Here is a 15,984-nt window from a genome sequence, read left to right on the forward strand (position 1 = left end):
GTCAGCTGCCGTGCGCGATTCGACCCGGAACCCAGACCGTGCACTGGGCGAGGCGACCGAGGTCAGAGCTGGTGTACATCCGCTGGTCGCCTCCTTCCGGTAGTCATGGGTCGGCGATTACCGGAAGTTAGCGGCTGGGGGCCGCCCAGGTCAAGAGGCTGACCTGCGCCCCAGGCGTGCGCTGCCCCGCCACGTCCGCCGCCCGCCCTCCCCCTGCGCCTACGGCGTGGCCAGAGCCGCGCTCGTCCACTCGCTGCGCAGCGCCTTCTTGTCCACCTTGCCGACCTTGGTCGTCGGCAGCCGATCGAGGAGCACCGTCTTCTGGGGCGTGTACAACTCCCCCAACTCGGCTGTCACCGCCGCCCCGACCGCGTCCGGGTCGACGTCGGCGCCCTCGGCCGTGGCGAGGAAGATCTGTACGGCCTCCCCGTACTCCTCGTCCGGCACCCCGAGCGCCGCCGCGTTGCGCACACCCGGCAGCGTGAGCAGGAAATCCTCGAGGACCCTGGAGTAGACGTTGTCGCTGGTGCTGCCGGTGACGATGATGTCCTTGGCCCGGTCGACGAGATAGAGGTAACCCTCGGCGTCCAGATAGCCCATGTCTCCGGTACGCAGCCAGCCGTCGTGCAGTGCCTCCGCGGTACGCTCCGGGTCTTCGTAGTAGCCGAGCATCACCGCCTCGCCCCGGACGCACACCTCGCCGACCCGCCTGACGGGCAGCGCCTCCGTGCTGCTTTCACCGCGGATCTCGATCTCGGTGTCGGATATCGCTCGACCGCAGCTGCGCCAGAGTTCGGGCCTCCGGGCTCCCTCCGATGCGAGGTCCTCCGCGCCGAACGCGGTGATACCGAGCGCCTCCGACTGCCCGTAGCCCTGACTGAGCACGGGCCCGAAGACCTCGACCGCCTGCTGTAGCCGACTGGGCGACGAGGCCGCGCCGCCGACGACGATGCGCCGCAGCGCGGGGAGGGCGCCCGGCACGCACTCCGGGTGGTCGAGAAGCGCGTACAGCATCGGCGGTACGAACATGGTGGCGGTGATCCGCTCCTCGCGCAGCGCCGCGAGGGCCGCGCCCGCTTCGAACTCGGGCAGCACGACGAGGGTGGACCCTGTCACCAGCGCCTGGATCGAGGTGAGGTGGCCGCTGCCGTGCGTGAGCAGCGTGGCGGCGAGCACCCTGTCCGTGCCCGGGGTCATGGTCGGGAAGAAGCCCGTGGCGCTGGAGTCCTGCGGGGTGTCCTCCACCAGGCCCACCAGCACGTTGTAGAGCCGGTGGGTGTGCGCGGCGAGCTTGGGTCGGCCCAGGGTGCCGCCGGTGTAGAGGACGGTGACGGCCTCGTCCGCTGCCGGGGCGGGCACGCCTTCGGGGCGCGCCTCGGGGCACTCGGCCGCCAGGGCGAGGAGGTCCGCGCACTGCTGCTCACAGGGTCCGAGACTGAGCAGCGCGGGTGCGTGGACGCTACGTCCTGCCGCGTCGGCTGCCCGCTCCGCGAAGAGCGGGTCGGTGACCACGGCGCGTGCCCGGGACTGCTCGACCAGCGCGGCGAGCTCACCCGGACCCGGTTCGGGCGGCAGGAACACGACGCGGCAGCCGATGAGATGGACCGCGAGCTGCACCAGGACGGAGTCCACACGGTTGGCCAGGAACAGCCCCACTCCGTCGCCGGGTACGAGCCCTTGCGCGCGCAGCGCGTGCCCCAACCGGAACAGCTGCCGCCGGGCCTCCCCCCGGGTCAGCCGTTGCGCCCCCTGCACGAGCGCCTCGGCGTTCTCGTCCTTCTCCCAGCGTTCCAGGATGCGGTCCACGTATGTCCGGGGCGCGGATGTTTGCTCTGCGTTAATGATCATGGACTTATGCAAACATGCCGCGCGGGAGCGGTGGCCTCACAGGGGGCAACTTCGGCCATCAGCTGACGAAGTATCATGCCCCGGCCTGGGGGGCCGGATGGGCTCCGTGGACGCGAGGATTGAACGCGAGGCGTGGACACAAGGAGGCGTCAAACGGCTGCGGCGGCCATCCGGTGCAGGAGACCTGCCACGAGCGCGACCCGGTCGGGGATGTCGTCGACGATCACGTGCTCATGGCGGGCGTGCGGGCCCGCGCCGCTGCAGCCGAGCCCGTCGAGGACCGGCACACCGAGCGCGGCGATGAAGTTCGCGTCGCTGCCGCCGCCGACACTGATCGGCTCAAGCGGCCCGCGCAGCTCGGCGGCGACCTCGTCGGCCAGGCCGAACAGAGCCTCGCTCGCCGGAGTCAGGCGCATCGCCGGGCGGTTCCACTCCCCGCCGATCCGCACCTCGACGCGCGGATCGCTGGGCCGGAGCCCGGCGAGGACCTCGTCGACGCGGGCGGCTTCGTCCTGGCGGCTGATGCGGACGTCGACAAGACAGTGCGCGCGGCCCGCGACGACGTTACGGGCGGTGCCGCCGTCGAAAGTGCCGATGTTGATCGTGGTCCCGGCCTCGGGGTCCGCCGCCGCGGCGAGCCGGGTGACCAGCTCGGCGAGCGCGTGGACCGCGCTGGCGCCGGCCGCGGGGTCGTTGCCCGCGTGGGACTCGATGCCGGTGGTGGTGATGCTGAAGGTGCCGACGCCCTTGCGTTCGGTCTTGGCGTCCCAGCCGATTCCGGGTTCGAGTACCAGCGCCGCCGCGCAGTCGCGTGCCGCGTCTTCGATGAGGGGCCGCGACATCGGGCTGCCGAGCTCCTCGTCACCGGTGAACACGAACGTCACCGTCGGGTGGGGCAGCCCCAGGTCGCGCAAGGCCCGCAGCGCCCAGACGCCCGTGACGAGCCCGGCCTTCATGTCATAGACGCCCGGCCCCCTGGCTGCCCCGCCGTCCACGGTGAAGGGCCACTCGGCCAGCGTGCCCGCCGGCCACACCGTGTCGTAGTGGCAGATCAGGAGCACCGGCTTCCCTGGATTCCCCTCACCGGGATTCGCCGTACCGGGATAGGTGGCCGTCAGCACATCACCGTGCTCCACCTGCTCGTGGCGGATCCATTCGGCCGGCGGGCCGAGCCGGTCCTCCACCCAGGACCTGATCGAGGCTGCGGTGGTGTCCAGCAACGCCTTGTCGGTGCTGGGCGACTCGAGGTCGACGAGCGCCGACAGATCGGCGAGCAGGTCGTCGAGGTGGGTTCGGGTCCAGATGGCCAACGGCTTCGCGGACAATGGGGTGCGCCAATCTGTGTGTGGGGTCAGAGATTTAGGGGTTCAGGGGTTCAGCGATTCATCGGACGGGGACGCCGGGGCCGAGCGGTATGCCCAGTGCGTACCAGGCGAGGAACAGCGCCAGCCATACGACGAGGTTGACCACGGCGAGCGGCAGGACCAGGGTCATCAACGTGCCGATCCCCGCGGACGGCCGGTAGCGGCGGATGAACCCCAGCGCGATGACGAAGTACGGACTCATCGGGCTGAGACTGTTGGTGGGCGCGTCGGCGATGCGGAACAGCGCCTGGGTGGTCTCCGGCCGGATGCTCAGGAGCATCAGCATCGGCACCAGGACGGGTGCGATCAGCGACCACATCGCCGAGCCGCTGGTGAGGAACAGGTTGAGCAGGCTGACGAGCAGCACCGCGCCGACGAAGATCACCACGGGCTGCGCGCCGAGCGAGTCGAGCACACGGGCGCCGGTGATCGCGATGACCTGTCCGAGGTTGGTCCATTTGAAGTAGCCGAGGAACTGCGAGACGGCGAAGAACAGCACGAGAACCGGGACCAGTTCGCGCAGCCCTCGTGCCATCAGGTCCGGGATGTCCTGCGCGGCGGTGATGGTGCGCACGGTCAGTCCGTACACGGTGCGGAGCTGCGCCGGCAGGCCGACGCCCTCCCGGATGCGGCCCCCAGCAGCGTCGGGCCCCTCAACGAGACCGAGTTCCGGACGCTCCAGCTGCTGGTCGATGACAGCCGGATCTCCGCGGCGCAGGTCGCCCGCGAACTCGACGTCAGCCGGTCCACCGCCTACCGGACGATCCAGTCGCTCCTGGTACTGGGAAACCGGGCCCACGACATCCTGTCGCCGAACCGCCACACCCGATAGCGAAACTCTAGGCCTGGCGTCGTACGTACAGGCGGTTGCCCTTCGGGCCTGTCCACTCCAGGCGTACGACGCCCGCCACCGCGGCATCATGGGTGCGGGACGGGTCGGCCCAGTAGCCGGCGGCCGGGTTGCGGAAGAAGGTGGCCCACAGGCCGCCTTCGCTGTCCTTGAAGAAGTTGTTGTGCCCGGCGCCCACGCCCGCGGTCCAACGCTCGGAGTACGGGCCTTCGAAGCGGTCCGCGACGGCGACGACCGCGTCGTACTGATACTGCGTCCGGCCGGTGCGCGGCCGGTCGTAGGCGTGGCGGGTACTGCCGTCGTCATTGGCCGACGTACGGTCCCACGCGGCGTGTACCAGGTAGTACTTGCCGCCGTGCTTGAAGACGTAGGCGCCTTCGAGATACGGCTCGAGGGTGTACGGCGTCTGCTGGAACGCCGGGAGGTTCGTCGTCGGGACGATGTCCTCCATGTCCTGGCGGAACTTGGCGTAGACGTGATTGTGCAGCACCAGCCACGCGTCGGCGCCCTCCGTGTAGAGGCTGCCGTCGATGTGGTGGTACGCGCCGGGCTCGATGAACTCGGGCCCGTCGGTGAGCGGGTCGCCGAAGGGCTTGTCGAGATTGCCCTCGACCAGGCGGTACGGGCCCGCCACCCCGCCCTCGCTCACGAGCAGGAACGAGCCGACCTTCTGGGAGTGGTCACCCATGCACGCGACGAGGTACCACTTGCCGCGGTAGTGGTGCAGCTCGGGCGCCCACACCTCGCCGCGCTTGCCGAACTCGTCGTCGAACCAGTACTCCTGCCATGGGGCGACGACCGTACGGCCGGGGCGGTTCTCCCCCACGAACTCGGGCGACCACACCTTTCCGCGCTCGGCGCCGGGCCGGATGCCGGTGGTGTCGGCAAGGCGCCATGGGCCGTGCAGGGACGGTGCCGTCCATACGAAGAGGCCGTCGTTCCAGGGAGCGGCCCCTTGGAGGCCGGGGACGCGGGTGGTGCCTGTGGCGACGTAGAGCGGACGGCCATCGACCACGAAGCAGTTGACGTAGGTGTCGCGCATCCAGACGCGGCCCAACTCCTTGTCGCGGGGCCGGAGTTCGAGAGGCAGGAGAAAGGAGTTGTCCTCGCGCGGCCACAGGTCCTTGCGGGTGTCCGCGAGGCCGTACGGCTCGAGGCCGGGCCAGTTCGGCGGGTACTGCTTCGCCGCCGCGGCGTTCGCGGGCAGCGCCTGGGCAGTGACCGTGGGCAGTGCGGCAACCCCCATGGAGCCTGCGATGCCGGCCAGCAGGGTCCGTCGGCCGACGTGTGTTCCGTTCTCGGATCCGGTCATCAGTCTGTCTCCTTCGTGGTTTCGAACGCGGAGAGGGTGGTGTCGTAGTCCGTCTCCACGTCGTACATCGGCGTCATCCAGTGGTAGAAGTTGTCGCCGCGCTCACGGAGCAGGTCGTGGAGCCGCCGGGTCAGTGCCGTGCGTATGCCCCGCATTTCGGGGTGGTCATGGCGGTTGTGCAGCTCGTCGGGGTCGGCGTCGAGGTCGTACAGCTCGTTGCGGGATTCCGGGTTGATCACCAGTTTGTGGGTTCTGGTGCGCAGCATCCGCTGCGGGTACGGGAAGTGGTGGCCGTGGAACTCGGCCAGGTGGTGCTCGTCCCACAGCGGGTGCTCGCCGCGTACGAGGGGCAGCAGGCTGCGGCTGTCCACGGCGGGACCGGTCTTGCTGTTCGCCAGGTCGAGGATGGTGGCGGTGCAGTCGGTGAGGGAGACGAACTCCTCGCGCACCTGGCCCTGCGGGGCGCCGGGGACCTTCAGCAACCCGGGGATGCGGTAGATGTCCTCGTACATCGCGGGACCCTTGTCGTGCAGCCGGTGGGCGCCGGTGAACTCGCCGTGGTCGGCGGTGAAGAAGACCGCGGTCCTCTCGTCGAGGCCCAACTCCCGCACGGCGTCGAGGATGCGGCCGATCTGCTCGTCGATGAGCGTGACGTAGCCCCAGTAGACGGCGATCAGCTTCCGCGACTCCTCCGGCGGCATGGTGTCGAAGGCCCACAGCTTGCTGTAGTTCTGCTGGACCGTCGGTTTCGCCGCGAAGGTCTCGCTCACGGAGGCGGGCAGTTCGACAAGACCGGGGTCGTACATGTCGTAGTACGCGTCCGGGAGGATGTACGGCAGGTGTGGGCCGAAGAAGTGGGTGGCCAGGAAGAACGGCGCCCCGGCACCGTGCCTCTCCTGCGCGGCGAAGCGGTGGAGCATCTCTATGGTGCGCGTGGCCAGGTAGTACTCGAAGGTGGCTTCGACCGGCTGGTGGAGGCGGGCGGCGAGGAGGTTTCCGGGGCTGCCGTTGGGGGTGGTGCCCCGTACCGGGTCCGTGATGCGGTACGGGGGCAGGTCGTTCTCCGCCAGGTAGGCGAGGTAGTCGGGGTGGTCCACGGGGTTGTGCCAGCCGGCCAGGTCGGGGCCCTCGAAGCCGTAGTCGGCGGCGGTGCGCCGCACGCCGCCGTGCCACTTGCCGAGCAGGCCCAAGTGGTAGCCCTCTGCTCGCAGTTGCTCGGAGAAGGTGAACTGGCCGTCGGAGAGGTCCTCGAGATAGCCGACGTTGCGCTCATAGTTGGCGAGCAGCTTGTGCCGGAACGGGGCCGCCCCGGTGAGCAGGCTGGCGCGCGCCGGGGTGCAGATCGCGGTGGGGGTGTAGAAGCTGTCGAACCGTGTGCCGTCGGCCGCGAGCCGGTCGAGATTCGGGGTGTGCGTGTGCGGGTTGCCGTACGCGCCAAGGGTGTCCACCCGGTGCTGGTCGGTCATCAGGAAGAGCATGTTGTGGCGCACAGAGGGCCTCTCGGGTCGGTCGGTCCGGCTCGCGGGTTGCCGTCCGACGCATGTTCCGACCCGACGGTCATTTACGTCAAGAGTACGTACTTAAATCAGCCAGAGGCCCCCGTCATGCGATGCCGGAGCGGCTCGCACCGCACATGCCAGCACGTCGAAGTCGCCCCGATGCAGGGTTTCTTGGCACATGGCGTTCTCATGAATAATTTGTTTCGACTCATTGACGAAAATACTCGGCGCTCACATGCTGTCCTGCATGCACGAACATGACGGTCCGCTGACGCGACTCCGGCGCAGCCATGAGCAAGCGGTACTCGAGCTGCTCCGCAAGCACGGTCCGCTGAGCCGCGCCGAGTTGGGCGACCGCAGCGGGCTTTCCCGAACCACGCTCCACGACATCGTCGCCGGGCTTGCGGGCAATGGCTCCGTGGTCGCGGGGACACCCCACGTCGAGGTGCGCAAGCGCGGCCGGCCGGTGGAGAAGCTCAGCCTCAATCCGGCCGCCGGCGAGGCCGTCGGCATCGACTTCGCGCGCCGTGCCGTGCACGTCGCAGCGGTCAACTTCGCCCACGAGGTGATCAGTTCGGCGAGCGAGGCACATGCCCCCGACCTGTCCTGGCCCGAGCGGATCGATATCGCGGGCCGCCTCCTCGCCACGTCGGGCGCCATCCACCTCGACGCGCTCAGCGCGATCGGCGTCGGTGTGGTCGGACCGATCAGCGAACCCGGCAGCGAGAACGCCCACGCACAGGGCATCGACGGCCCGCCGGACCTGCTGCGCAAACAGTTCGGTGTGCCGGTGCTCCTGGACAACAACACCCGGCTCGCGGCGCTCGCCGAAGCGGTATGGGGTGCGGCGGCGGACAGCGGCGACGTGCTCTATCTGCGCTTGTCGCACGGCGTCGGCGGCGGCCTTGTCGTGGGCGGCGCGCTGCATCGCGGCCGCAACGGCCTGTCCGGCGAGTTCGGGCACATCACCGTGGACCCCGCAGGCAGACCCTGCGCCTGCGGCGGAACCGGCTGCCTGGAGACCCGTGCCTCGCTCGACGCGGTCCTGTACCGCTACCGCGAGGCCGGTGGCCGCGCCCACGACCTCGCCGCGTTCCTCGAGGCTGCCGCTGCCGGCGAACCGTCCGCCCTCGGCGTCCTCGAGCACGTCGGCTACGACATCGGCGGGGTCCTCGCCGCGGTCTGTCATGCCGTCGGCCCCGGCGTCATCGTCGTCGGCGGCGAGCTCGCAGAGGCAGGCCCTGCCCTGCTCGGGCCGGTCGAACGGGCGCTGCGCCAGCAGCTGATGCCACTGGCCCGCCAGCACGTGGACGTACGGCGCGCGACGCTCGGCGAGGCCGCCAGCGCACTCGGCGGCATCGCCCTCGTACTCCATGAATCCCCCTTGCTCTCCCACTACCCGCGGCCCGTCCCCGAGGAGAACGCGTGAAACCACCAGCGAGGCCGGCGAGGAACCCATGACTGTGATCACTCCCGTTGAGAAGACCGCCGCCGATGAGCGGCGGCGGCAACCGCGCCGCTCCCGGCACCGGCCCCTGCTCCTCAACGCCATCGCGGTGGCGGCAGGCATCGCCGTATGGGGCGTAGTGGCCGCCCTGGGCCTGGTGGAGAACCTGCCCACACCGGCGGCGGTGGCCCAGAAGGCCGGCACCATGATCTCCGACGGGACCCTGGCTTCCGATACGTCCGCCAGCCTGCGCCGGGTCTTCATCGGCTACGCCCTCGGTGTGGCCGTGGCCGTGCCGGTCGGCTTCCTCATGGGCTGGTATCCCCTCGTGCGCGGCCTGGTCGAGCCGTACATCCAGTTCTTCCGCACCATCCCGCCGCTCGCGCTCATTCCGCTCGCGGTCGTGCTGCTCGGGATCGGCGAGGTGCCGAAGATCGCCGTGATCTTCCTGGCCTCGTTCATGTCCTGCGTCCTCTCCTCCTTCCAGGGGGTCATCGACGTCGACACGACACTGATCAACGCGGCCCGGGTGCTCGGCGCCCCGGACCGCACCATCTTCGCCAAGGTCGTCGTACCGGCCTCCACTCCGTTCATCCTCGTCGGTATGCGGATCGGCCTCGGCGCGTCCTGGGCCACCGTGGTCGCCGCCGAACTCATCGGCGCGCAGGAGGGGTTGGGCTACCGGATGCAGAAGGCGTCCACCTGGTTCGAAATGGACGCGATCTTCGTGTCCCTGATCACGATCGGCGTGCTCGGGCTCGTCATGGACCGGCTACTGCTGCTGGCCGAGCGACGCCTCACCGGCTGGCAGGAGCGACGATGAACAGCAAGATCGCCTTCCGCGACGTGGTGAAGACCTTCCCGCTGAAGGGCGCCGCCTTCACCGCGCTCGACGGAGTGAGCCTGGACATCGCGGACCAGGAGTTCGTCACCGTCGTGGGCCCTTCAGGCTGCGGCAAGTCCACTCTGCTGAGCATGGCCGCGGGGCTGCAGGAGCCCGACTCGGGCAGCGTCCTGGTCGACGGCACGCCGGTATCAGGGCCCGGACCCGACCGCGGGGTGATCTTCCAGCAGTACGCCCTGTTCCCCTGGCTGACCGTGCGGCAGAACGTGGAGTTCGGACTCAAGCTCGCCTCCGTGCCCGCCGCGGAGCGACGTCGGCGCACCGGGCAGGCCATCGCCCTCGTCGGCCTGAGCGACTTCGCCGACGCCTTGCCCAAGACGCTGTCCGGCGGGATGAAACAGCGCTGCGCCATCGCCCGTGCGTACGCGGTCGATCCCCAAGTGCTGCTCATGGACGAGCCGTTCGGCGCGCTCGATGCCCTGACCCGGGTACAGCTCCAGGACCAGCTACTCGAGACCTGGAGCCAGGAGAAGCGCACCGTCCTGTTCATCACCCACGACGTGGACGAGGCCGTCTACCTCGCCAGCCGGGTCGTCGTCATGGCCGCGAGGCCCGGCCGCATCCACCGCGTCATCGACGTGGAACTGCCCTATCCCCGCACCGAGGAGATCCGGCTCTCGCCCGAGTTCCGGCACATCCGCAACGAGGTGTGGACCTCCGTGTACCACCAGGAAGCGCCGCCCCGGGCCGCCTGACCCGTCGTCGTCCGAGCCCATGCCCCCGGGCACTGAGCAGAACCGACCCGCGCACCACCCCGAGAGGACATCCCGCATGACCAGAAACACGACCAGGCGCGCCGTCCTGGTGCTGCCCGTCGCGTTCATGCTCTCGCTCCCCGTCAGTGCTTGCTCCGGCAGTGCTTCCGAGGACAACAACACGGTCCGATTCGGTTACATCGGTGACTACAACGGTGCCGGCCTCCTTGCGATCGCCGAGAAGGAGGGGCTGTGGAAGAAGGCGGGCCTGACCGCTGAGGTGAAGCCGTTCAACAACGGTCCGGTGCAGATCCAGGCACTCAGCGCGGGCGACCTCGACTACGGCTACATCGGCCCCGGCGCGATGTGGCTGCCCGCCTCCGGCAAGACCAAGGTCGTCGCCATCAACACCCTCACGTACGCCGACCGGGTCATCGGCAAGCCCGGCATGACGTCCATGAAGGACCTCAAGGGAAAGCGAGTCGGGGTACCCGAGGGCACCTCCGGCGACATGGTCCTCAACATCGCCCTGGAGAAGGCCGGGATGACCGCGAAGGACATCGACAAGGTCAACATGGACCCGTCCACCATCGTCTCCGCCTTCTCCTCCGGAAAGATCGACGGTGCGGGCTTCTTCTACCCCGCGATCGACACCATCAAGAAGAAGGTCCCTGGCCTCGATGAGATAGCGAGCACCAAGGACACCGGGGACGCCTTCCCCACCGCGTTCGTCGCAGGCAACAAGGTGCCCGAGAAGAAGAACAGCAAGGTGATCAAGGTGCTGCAGCAAGCCAACGACTGGCGCAAGCAACACCCCGAGGAGACCGTCACACTCACTGCCAAGATGCTCCAGGTCACCGAGGCTCAGGCCAGGGCCGACGCCTCGCACGTCGAGACCCTCTCCACCAAGGACCTGGCCGCGAAGACCAAGAGCGGCGAGGTGGACAAGTGGCTGAAGAAGCTGGGCGACTTCTTCGTCCGCAACAAGCAACTGGACGACAACCCGGACCCCGGTGAGTACTACACGGGCGATCTCTACAGGCAGGTGTACAGCAAGTAGTCGACAGCTATGAGCAGCATCGCCGACACCGCGGGACATGGCACGCAGCCGAGCAAGAAGAGCTGTTGTGCTCCTTCAGGGCCACAGCTCCCGAAAGTCCCGAAGCCGCACGTACGCGATGTCCCCAATTCGCCTGAAGGGGACGTTTCCACCCGCCGCCCTCCGCACGCCGAGTACGCCGAGTACGCCGACCGCATCCCCCTCCCCGGAGCGACCTTCCGCATGGGCAGCGAGGACACGGACGCGAACCCCGGTGACGGCGAAGGGCCCCTACGCGACGTATCGGTCCCGCCCTTCGCCATCGACGCCTACTCGGTCACCAACGCCCGCTTCGCCGCCTTCGTCGAGCGGACCGGCTACGTCACCGAAGCGGAGGAGTTCGGCTGGAGCTACGTGTTCGCGACGTTCCTGCCGGGCCTCCTGCGCAAGATCTCACCACGCCCGTCGGCAACCCCCTGGTGGTGCGGTGTCCAAGGCGCCGCCTGGAACAGACCGGAAGGGCCGGACAGCCGACTGGACGGCCGCTCGGACCATCCCGTGATCCATGTGACGTGGCGAGACGCGGCCGCTTTCTGCCGGTGGGCCGGAGGGCGGCTGCCCACCGAGGCGGAATGGGAGTACGCCGCACGCGGGGGCCTGGACCAGGCCCGCTACCCCTGGGGCGACGAACTGACGCCGGGCGGGGAGCACCGCTGCAACATCTGGCAGGGCACCTTCCCGTTCCGCAACACCGAAGCTGACGGCTTCGCGGGCACCGCTCCCGTGCACGCCTTCCTACCCAATGCCTTCGGCCTCTGCAACGTCGCGGGAAATGTCTGGGAGTGGTCCGCCGACCCCTGGCAGGACGGTGATCCCGACCGCCGTGCGATGCGAGGCGGCTCCTACCTCTGCCACGACTCGTACTGCAACCGGTATCGCGTCGCCGCCCGCACCGCGAACACGATCGACAGCTCGGCGGGCAACCTCGGCTTCCGCGTGGCCTGGGACATCGACTGACACCTGGGGCTATCCGGGGACGGTGCCGAGGTCGACGCCGGTCAGGTCACGGCTGGCGTCCCACGAGCGCGCCGCTACGGAGCTGTCGGCGAGGTGGCTCCACACCGGTTCACGTCGGGGCTCGCCACGCAGGCCGAAGACGCGGGGGCCCCACAACTGCCCTCCGCGCACGGTCGGGTCGAGCACCGCCCGGACCGCGGGCCATGCGCCTGCCTGCTTGCCCTGGAGGAGAAGGGCCGCTGGTGCCGCGATCAGCCGCGTACGGGCAGTCCGTACATGGACCGGCGGCCGTGACGGGGTCAGGGAGTCCAGCGCACCGCCGGGATGGACCACCACGCTTGCCACCGTGCTGTCGACGGCGCGCAGACGGCGGTCGAGTTCGAGGCCGAAGTACATCTGCGCCAGCTTGGAGCGTCCGTAGGTGCGCTTGGGCCGGTAGTCCTTCCGGGACTGCAGGTCCTCGATGTCGAGCCGCTCAGACTTCGCCGCGAAGCTGCCCGTGGTCACGATGCGGGCCTCCGGTGCGGCCGACAACAGCGGCATCAGCCAGTGGGTCAGCGCGAAGTGCCCGAGGTGGTTCGTGCCGAACATGAGCTCGTGACCGTCCCCGGTCTCCCTGCGCGGCGGGTCGTCGAGCGCGACGCCGGCATTGAGGACCACCGCGTCGAGGCGTTCCGCCTCCAGTGATTCCACCGCGGTTCCGAGGGAGGAGAGGTCGGCGAGATCCAGCTGTACGGCCCGTACCCGCGCGCCGGGGACACGCGTGCGGATCGAGGCCGTGGCGGCTTCGGCCTTCGCGGGGTTCCGGCTGCCCAGTACGACCGTGGCTCCGGTCGCGGACAGCTGCTCCGCGACGAAGTACCCGATGCCTGCGTTGCCGCCGGTGACCAGGAAGATGCGGCCGTCGGCACGCGGCAGCCGGTGTACATCCCAGGGCAGGGGGGCGGAGGACGTGGGTGACATGGCGGCGAGGGCTCCTTGCGGTGGGGAACGAACGGCTGTGGCCCGGCTGCCTTGCCGGGCGACTCAGCGCCCATGCTTCCAACGGCCCCCGACACATCGCCTACGGATCACCGACAGCCCTCAGCGCTTCAGGGCGCCTGGCGCGGCGTGTATGCGGTCGAGTGGGTGCCCGGCAGCTGGTGCGTGAGCCAGCCGCGTGCGTACCGGGGCCGCCGATGTCCCTCGGGGACGAGCACGGCGAAGGGCTCTCGGCCTGCACGGTCGAGCAGAGCCCCGCTGGTGGTCGAGCGGTTGTTTCCATGGAGTTCGGCGGAGGCGCAGCCCGCGTCGTAGGCCACAGGCAGGGCACGCGGTCCGGTGATCAGGCACGGCGGAAGCAGTCCGAGTGAGTGCAGGTCGTGCGCGGCCGCCCGGTACCGCTGGGAGACCACGGCGACGTGGGTGCTGATCCCCGGCAACAGCACGGCCTGCCCGGCCAGTTGGAGGCACACGGCCAAGGCGATTGCGGTGCTGACAGGCACGGCACCACGGCCGGCGGAGACGGCGGCACGGGTTGCGAGTGCGGCTATGGGGAGGCTCAGCAGGGCGTAGGCGGGCAGCAGGAACCGCGGGGCCGAGTAGGTGAGCAGGAAAAGGTACGGGATGCAGAGCGCGAAGGCACAGAGCAGAGGCAGGGTGGTGAGAGCGAGGGGGCGGGTCCTCCGGTCGTGCACGGCGACAAGGAGTGCGACAGCTGCTAGGAGGGGTAACGCGAGCCACCACAGGGTGAGTTCGGGGTGGGTCAGCGGGACGTGGCAGGGGCGGCACAGTTGTGGGCCGTTGAGGCTGTGCCAGGCATTGGCTGTATTGACGTGGAAGGACGTGCCGCCCTCGGTGGTGCTCGAGCGGCGCAGGCGGTCGGTGATCCCTCCGAAGCGCAGATACGCCTCGGTGACCCACTGGGCGGCGCCGAGCACCAGGCCGCCCAGGAGGAACGGCACGGCACGCCGATGGGCGCGGAAGCACAGTGCGGTGATCAGCAGGGGCAGCGCGAGCCAGCCCGCGTCTGGCAGCCGGACCAGGGTGGTGGCGAGAAGGACGGCCGCGAGCCACCAGCGGGCGCGGGGTTCGCTGGAGGCACGCAGGAACCAGCCGACGGCGGCCACGGCACCGAAGGCGACCCACAGGTTGGGCATGGCCTGGGAGCCGGCGAGCTGGGCGCTCCACAGTCCGGCGAAGAGCAGCGCGGCCAGGGCTGTGGTGGCGGGCCCCAGCAGCGGCCGCCAGGTGCGGAAGGCGGTGTAGAGGGCCGCGGTGGCCAGTACGACGAGGACGAGACGCAGGGCGAGTACCGAGTCGGTGGCGGCCACGACGGGTGCGGCGAGGAAGCTGATGCCACGGGAGCGCGGGGAGCTGAAGTAGGCGGCCGGGGTGCGCGGGTCGAGCTGGGAGACGTAGACGGTCTCGTCCCAGCCGAGCGCGTGGCCGGTGTGCGGTACGACCAGCACGAGCTGGACGGCTGCGTAGCCGCAGGCCACGAGGGCGAGCCAGGGCTCCCGGCGACGACGACGGCGGGCGTCGGCAGGCGCATCGGGATGCCGTTCACGTACGACGGTTGCGGTCATGATCCCCCCTGCTGACGTGCTGACGTGCTGACGTGCTGACGGCGTAACCGCGGCCAGGCCGGGTCGTGGCTCAGCCGACGGCCGGAGTGTGGTCGGGGCGGCGGATTCCCTTGAGGCGGCGAAGCAGCCCGCTGAGGCGGCGAAGCAGCCCGCGAGTGCGGGCGGCGACGCGTGCGCGGGTTCGCTGCCAGGCGCGTCGGTGACGGGTCGCAGCCAGTTCGGTGAGCAGGAGTTCGTAGCGGCGCACGATGCGCTCGGGGTCGAAGCGATGAGCGCTTTCCACGGCTGCCGCGCCCAAGGCCCGGCGGCGGGGTTCGTCGTCGATCAGTTCCAGGAGGGCAGCTGCCAGGGCCTTGGCATCACCGGAGGGCACCAGACGCCCGTCGATGCCGTCCCGGATGATCTCGGCCGGGCCCAGGGGGCAGTCGGTGCTGACCACAGCCACGCCGCAGCGCATCGCTTCGACCAGGGTCATGCCGAAGGATTCGGCGTCGGAGGCGGAGGCGACGATCGACGCCTGGGCGAATTCCGCCTCGATCGGGGCGCGCGGCCCCATCAGCGCGACGTGCTGACCCAAACCGTGGCTGTGGATGAGCTGCTGCAGTGGTTCCTTCTCCGCGCCACCGCCGTAGATGCGCAGACGCCACTCGGGGTGTTTGGGGGCGACGTCGGCGAAGGCATCGATGAGCAGATCGAATCGTTTGCCGCGGACCAGACGCCCCGCCGCGGCGACGACGCCGGCCGTGTGGTCGGCGGGGGCGACGGCCGGTGCGGGAACGATGTTGGGGATGGCCAGGACGCTGACGCCCGGCAGCACCATCCGTGCGCGATAGGTCCCGGCGTCGGCCTCGGTGGTGGTGACCACCGCGTCGAGTGTGCGGTAGTGGCGGGCGAGTTCCCGGCGCAGCTTCTTGCTGTGCGCGTCGTGCCGTAGGTGTTCCTGCGCGATACGCAGGGCGCGGCGCGGTCCGAAGCGAGCCAGGTAGACGTTGAGTCCGGGCCGGGTGCCGATGATCACGTCGGCGTCGCAGTTTGCCAGGTAGCCGCGCATCCGCAGGTCGTGCAGGCGGGTGTACTGGTGGTGGCGCCGGTCGGCCAGGGGGAAGTCGCAGGCCGGTTCGGCGTACGCCGGGAACCGTCCGTCGCTGGTGCCGATCCGGGTGTCCACCAGCGGCACGAGGCCGACCCGCGGGTCCATGGTGAAGCGCGGTGTCTCCCGGTGGCGCATCAGCGAGACGATCTCGACGTCATGGTGGTCGGCGAGCGCCGCCGCGAGGTTGAGCGTGGTGCGGATGGTGCCGCCGATGGCATAGGCGTTGTGCAGCAGGAACGCGATCTTCATTCGGGCCCTCCCCCTCAGCAGCTCCCGGCGGGCCACTGGCGATGGCCACACGCTCGCGGAGCGGGGTAAGGGCGTTTCCCGGCCCAGGTGAGAGGGAGGT

14 protein-coding genes are annotated in these 15,984 nt (G+C 69.7%); 6 read left to right on the top strand and 8 right to left on the bottom strand.

All coding sequences use genetic code 11. The annotated features are described in order from the left end of the window. Positions 1-219 precede the first annotated feature (219 nt). The 3 genes from ACGFSB_RS20580 to ACGFSB_RS20590 form a co-directional block, all read right to left on the bottom strand. Positions 220-1,848 carry a class I adenylate-forming enzyme family protein gene (locus ACGFSB_RS20580; protein WP_393401036.1) on the bottom strand — a complete coding sequence of 543 codons (1,629 nt, stop codon included), beginning with the start codon at positions 1,846-1,848 and terminating at the stop codon, positions 220-222. Between the two features lie 149 nt (positions 1,849-1,997). Then, positions 1,998-3,158, bottom strand: a complete 1,161-nt coding sequence (locus ACGFSB_RS20585; RefSeq protein ID WP_393401039.1) for a M20 family metallopeptidase — start codon at positions 3,156-3,158, stop codon at positions 1,998-2,000. A 73-nt stretch (positions 3,159-3,231) separates the two neighbouring features. Then, the gene (locus ACGFSB_RS20590; protein WP_393401201.1) at positions 3,232-3,801 is read right to left on the bottom strand and encodes an AbgT family transporter; all 570 of its coding nucleotides are present in this window, start codon (positions 3,799-3,801) and stop codon (positions 3,232-3,234) included. 114 nt (positions 3,802-3,915) lie between these two features. Here ACGFSB_RS20590 and ACGFSB_RS20595 point away from each other — a divergent pair, with 114 nt between their 5' ends. Beyond that, entirely contained in the window at positions 3,916-4,044 is a 129-nt protein-coding gene (locus ACGFSB_RS20595; RefSeq protein WP_393401204.1) for an HTH domain-containing protein, read from the top strand. Between the two features lie 7 nt (positions 4,045-4,051). Here the strand turns inward: ACGFSB_RS20595 and ACGFSB_RS20600 are convergent, their stop codons facing one another. Continuing rightward, positions 4,052-5,374: a family 43 glycosylhydrolase gene (locus ACGFSB_RS20600; RefSeq protein ID WP_393401042.1), complete on the bottom strand. Its 1,323-nt coding sequence runs from the start codon at positions 5,372-5,374 to the stop codon at positions 4,052-4,054. Continuing rightward, a complete protein-coding gene (locus ACGFSB_RS20605) occupies positions 5,374-6,852 on the bottom strand; it encodes a sulfatase-like hydrolase/transferase (RefSeq protein WP_393401206.1) in 1,479 nt (492 codons plus the stop codon). Before ACGFSB_RS20605 ends, ACGFSB_RS20600 begins: the two co-directional genes overlap by 1 nt. A gap of 256 nt (positions 6,853-7,108) precedes the next feature. Between ACGFSB_RS20605 and ACGFSB_RS20610 the strand changes: the two genes are divergently transcribed. The 5 genes from ACGFSB_RS20610 to ACGFSB_RS20630 all read left to right on the top strand — a co-directional run bounded on the left by ACGFSB_RS20610 (position 7,109) and on the right by ACGFSB_RS20630 (position 11,975). Beyond that, entirely contained in the window at positions 7,109-8,302 is a 1,194-nt protein-coding gene (locus ACGFSB_RS20610; protein WP_393401045.1) for an ROK family protein, read from the top strand. A 28-nt stretch (positions 8,303-8,330) separates the two neighbouring features. Further along, positions 8,331-9,143, top strand: coding sequence for an ABC transporter permease (locus ACGFSB_RS20615; RefSeq protein WP_393401048.1), 813 nt, complete (start codon positions 8,331-8,333; stop codon positions 9,141-9,143). Continuing rightward, positions 9,140-9,919, top strand: coding sequence for an ABC transporter ATP-binding protein (locus tag ACGFSB_RS20620; protein ID WP_393401051.1), 780 nt, complete (start codon positions 9,140-9,142; stop codon positions 9,917-9,919). Before ACGFSB_RS20615 ends, ACGFSB_RS20620 begins: the two co-directional genes overlap by 4 nt. Positions 9,920-9,995: 76 nt before the next feature. Continuing rightward, positions 9,996-10,979 (top strand): aliphatic sulfonate ABC transporter substrate-binding protein, encoded by a 984-nt coding sequence (locus ACGFSB_RS20625; protein ID WP_393401054.1) that lies wholly within the window; start codon positions 9,996-9,998, stop codon positions 10,977-10,979. Positions 10,980-10,988: 9 nt separating this feature from the next. Continuing rightward, positions 10,989-11,975, top strand: coding sequence for a formylglycine-generating enzyme family protein (locus ACGFSB_RS20630; protein ID WP_393401056.1), 987 nt, complete (start codon positions 10,989-10,991; stop codon positions 11,973-11,975). Positions 11,976-11,984: 9 nt separating this feature from the next. On the opposite strand, the gene ACGFSB_RS20635 is transcribed toward ACGFSB_RS20630, so the two are convergent. The 3 genes from ACGFSB_RS20635 to ACGFSB_RS20645 form a co-directional block, all read right to left on the bottom strand. Then, entirely contained in the window at positions 11,985-12,938 is a 954-nt protein-coding gene (locus ACGFSB_RS20635) for an SDR family NAD(P)-dependent oxidoreductase (RefSeq protein ID WP_393401058.1), read from the bottom strand. 128 nt (positions 12,939-13,066) lie between these two features. Then, complete coding sequence (locus ACGFSB_RS20640) at positions 13,067-14,542, bottom strand: hypothetical protein (RefSeq protein WP_393401061.1); 1,476 nt, start codon at positions 14,540-14,542, stop codon at positions 13,067-13,069. Between the two features lie 70 nt (positions 14,543-14,612). Then, a complete protein-coding gene (locus ACGFSB_RS20645) occupies positions 14,613-15,884 on the bottom strand; it encodes a glycosyltransferase family 4 protein (RefSeq protein ID WP_393401065.1) in 1,272 nt (423 codons plus the stop codon). Positions 15,885-15,984: the final 100 nt, after the last annotated feature.

It is taken from the genome of Streptomyces sp. NPDC048441 (genome assembly GCF_043200235.1).
Classification (GTDB): domain Bacteria; phylum Actinomycetota; class Actinomycetes; order Streptomycetales; family Streptomycetaceae; genus Streptomyces.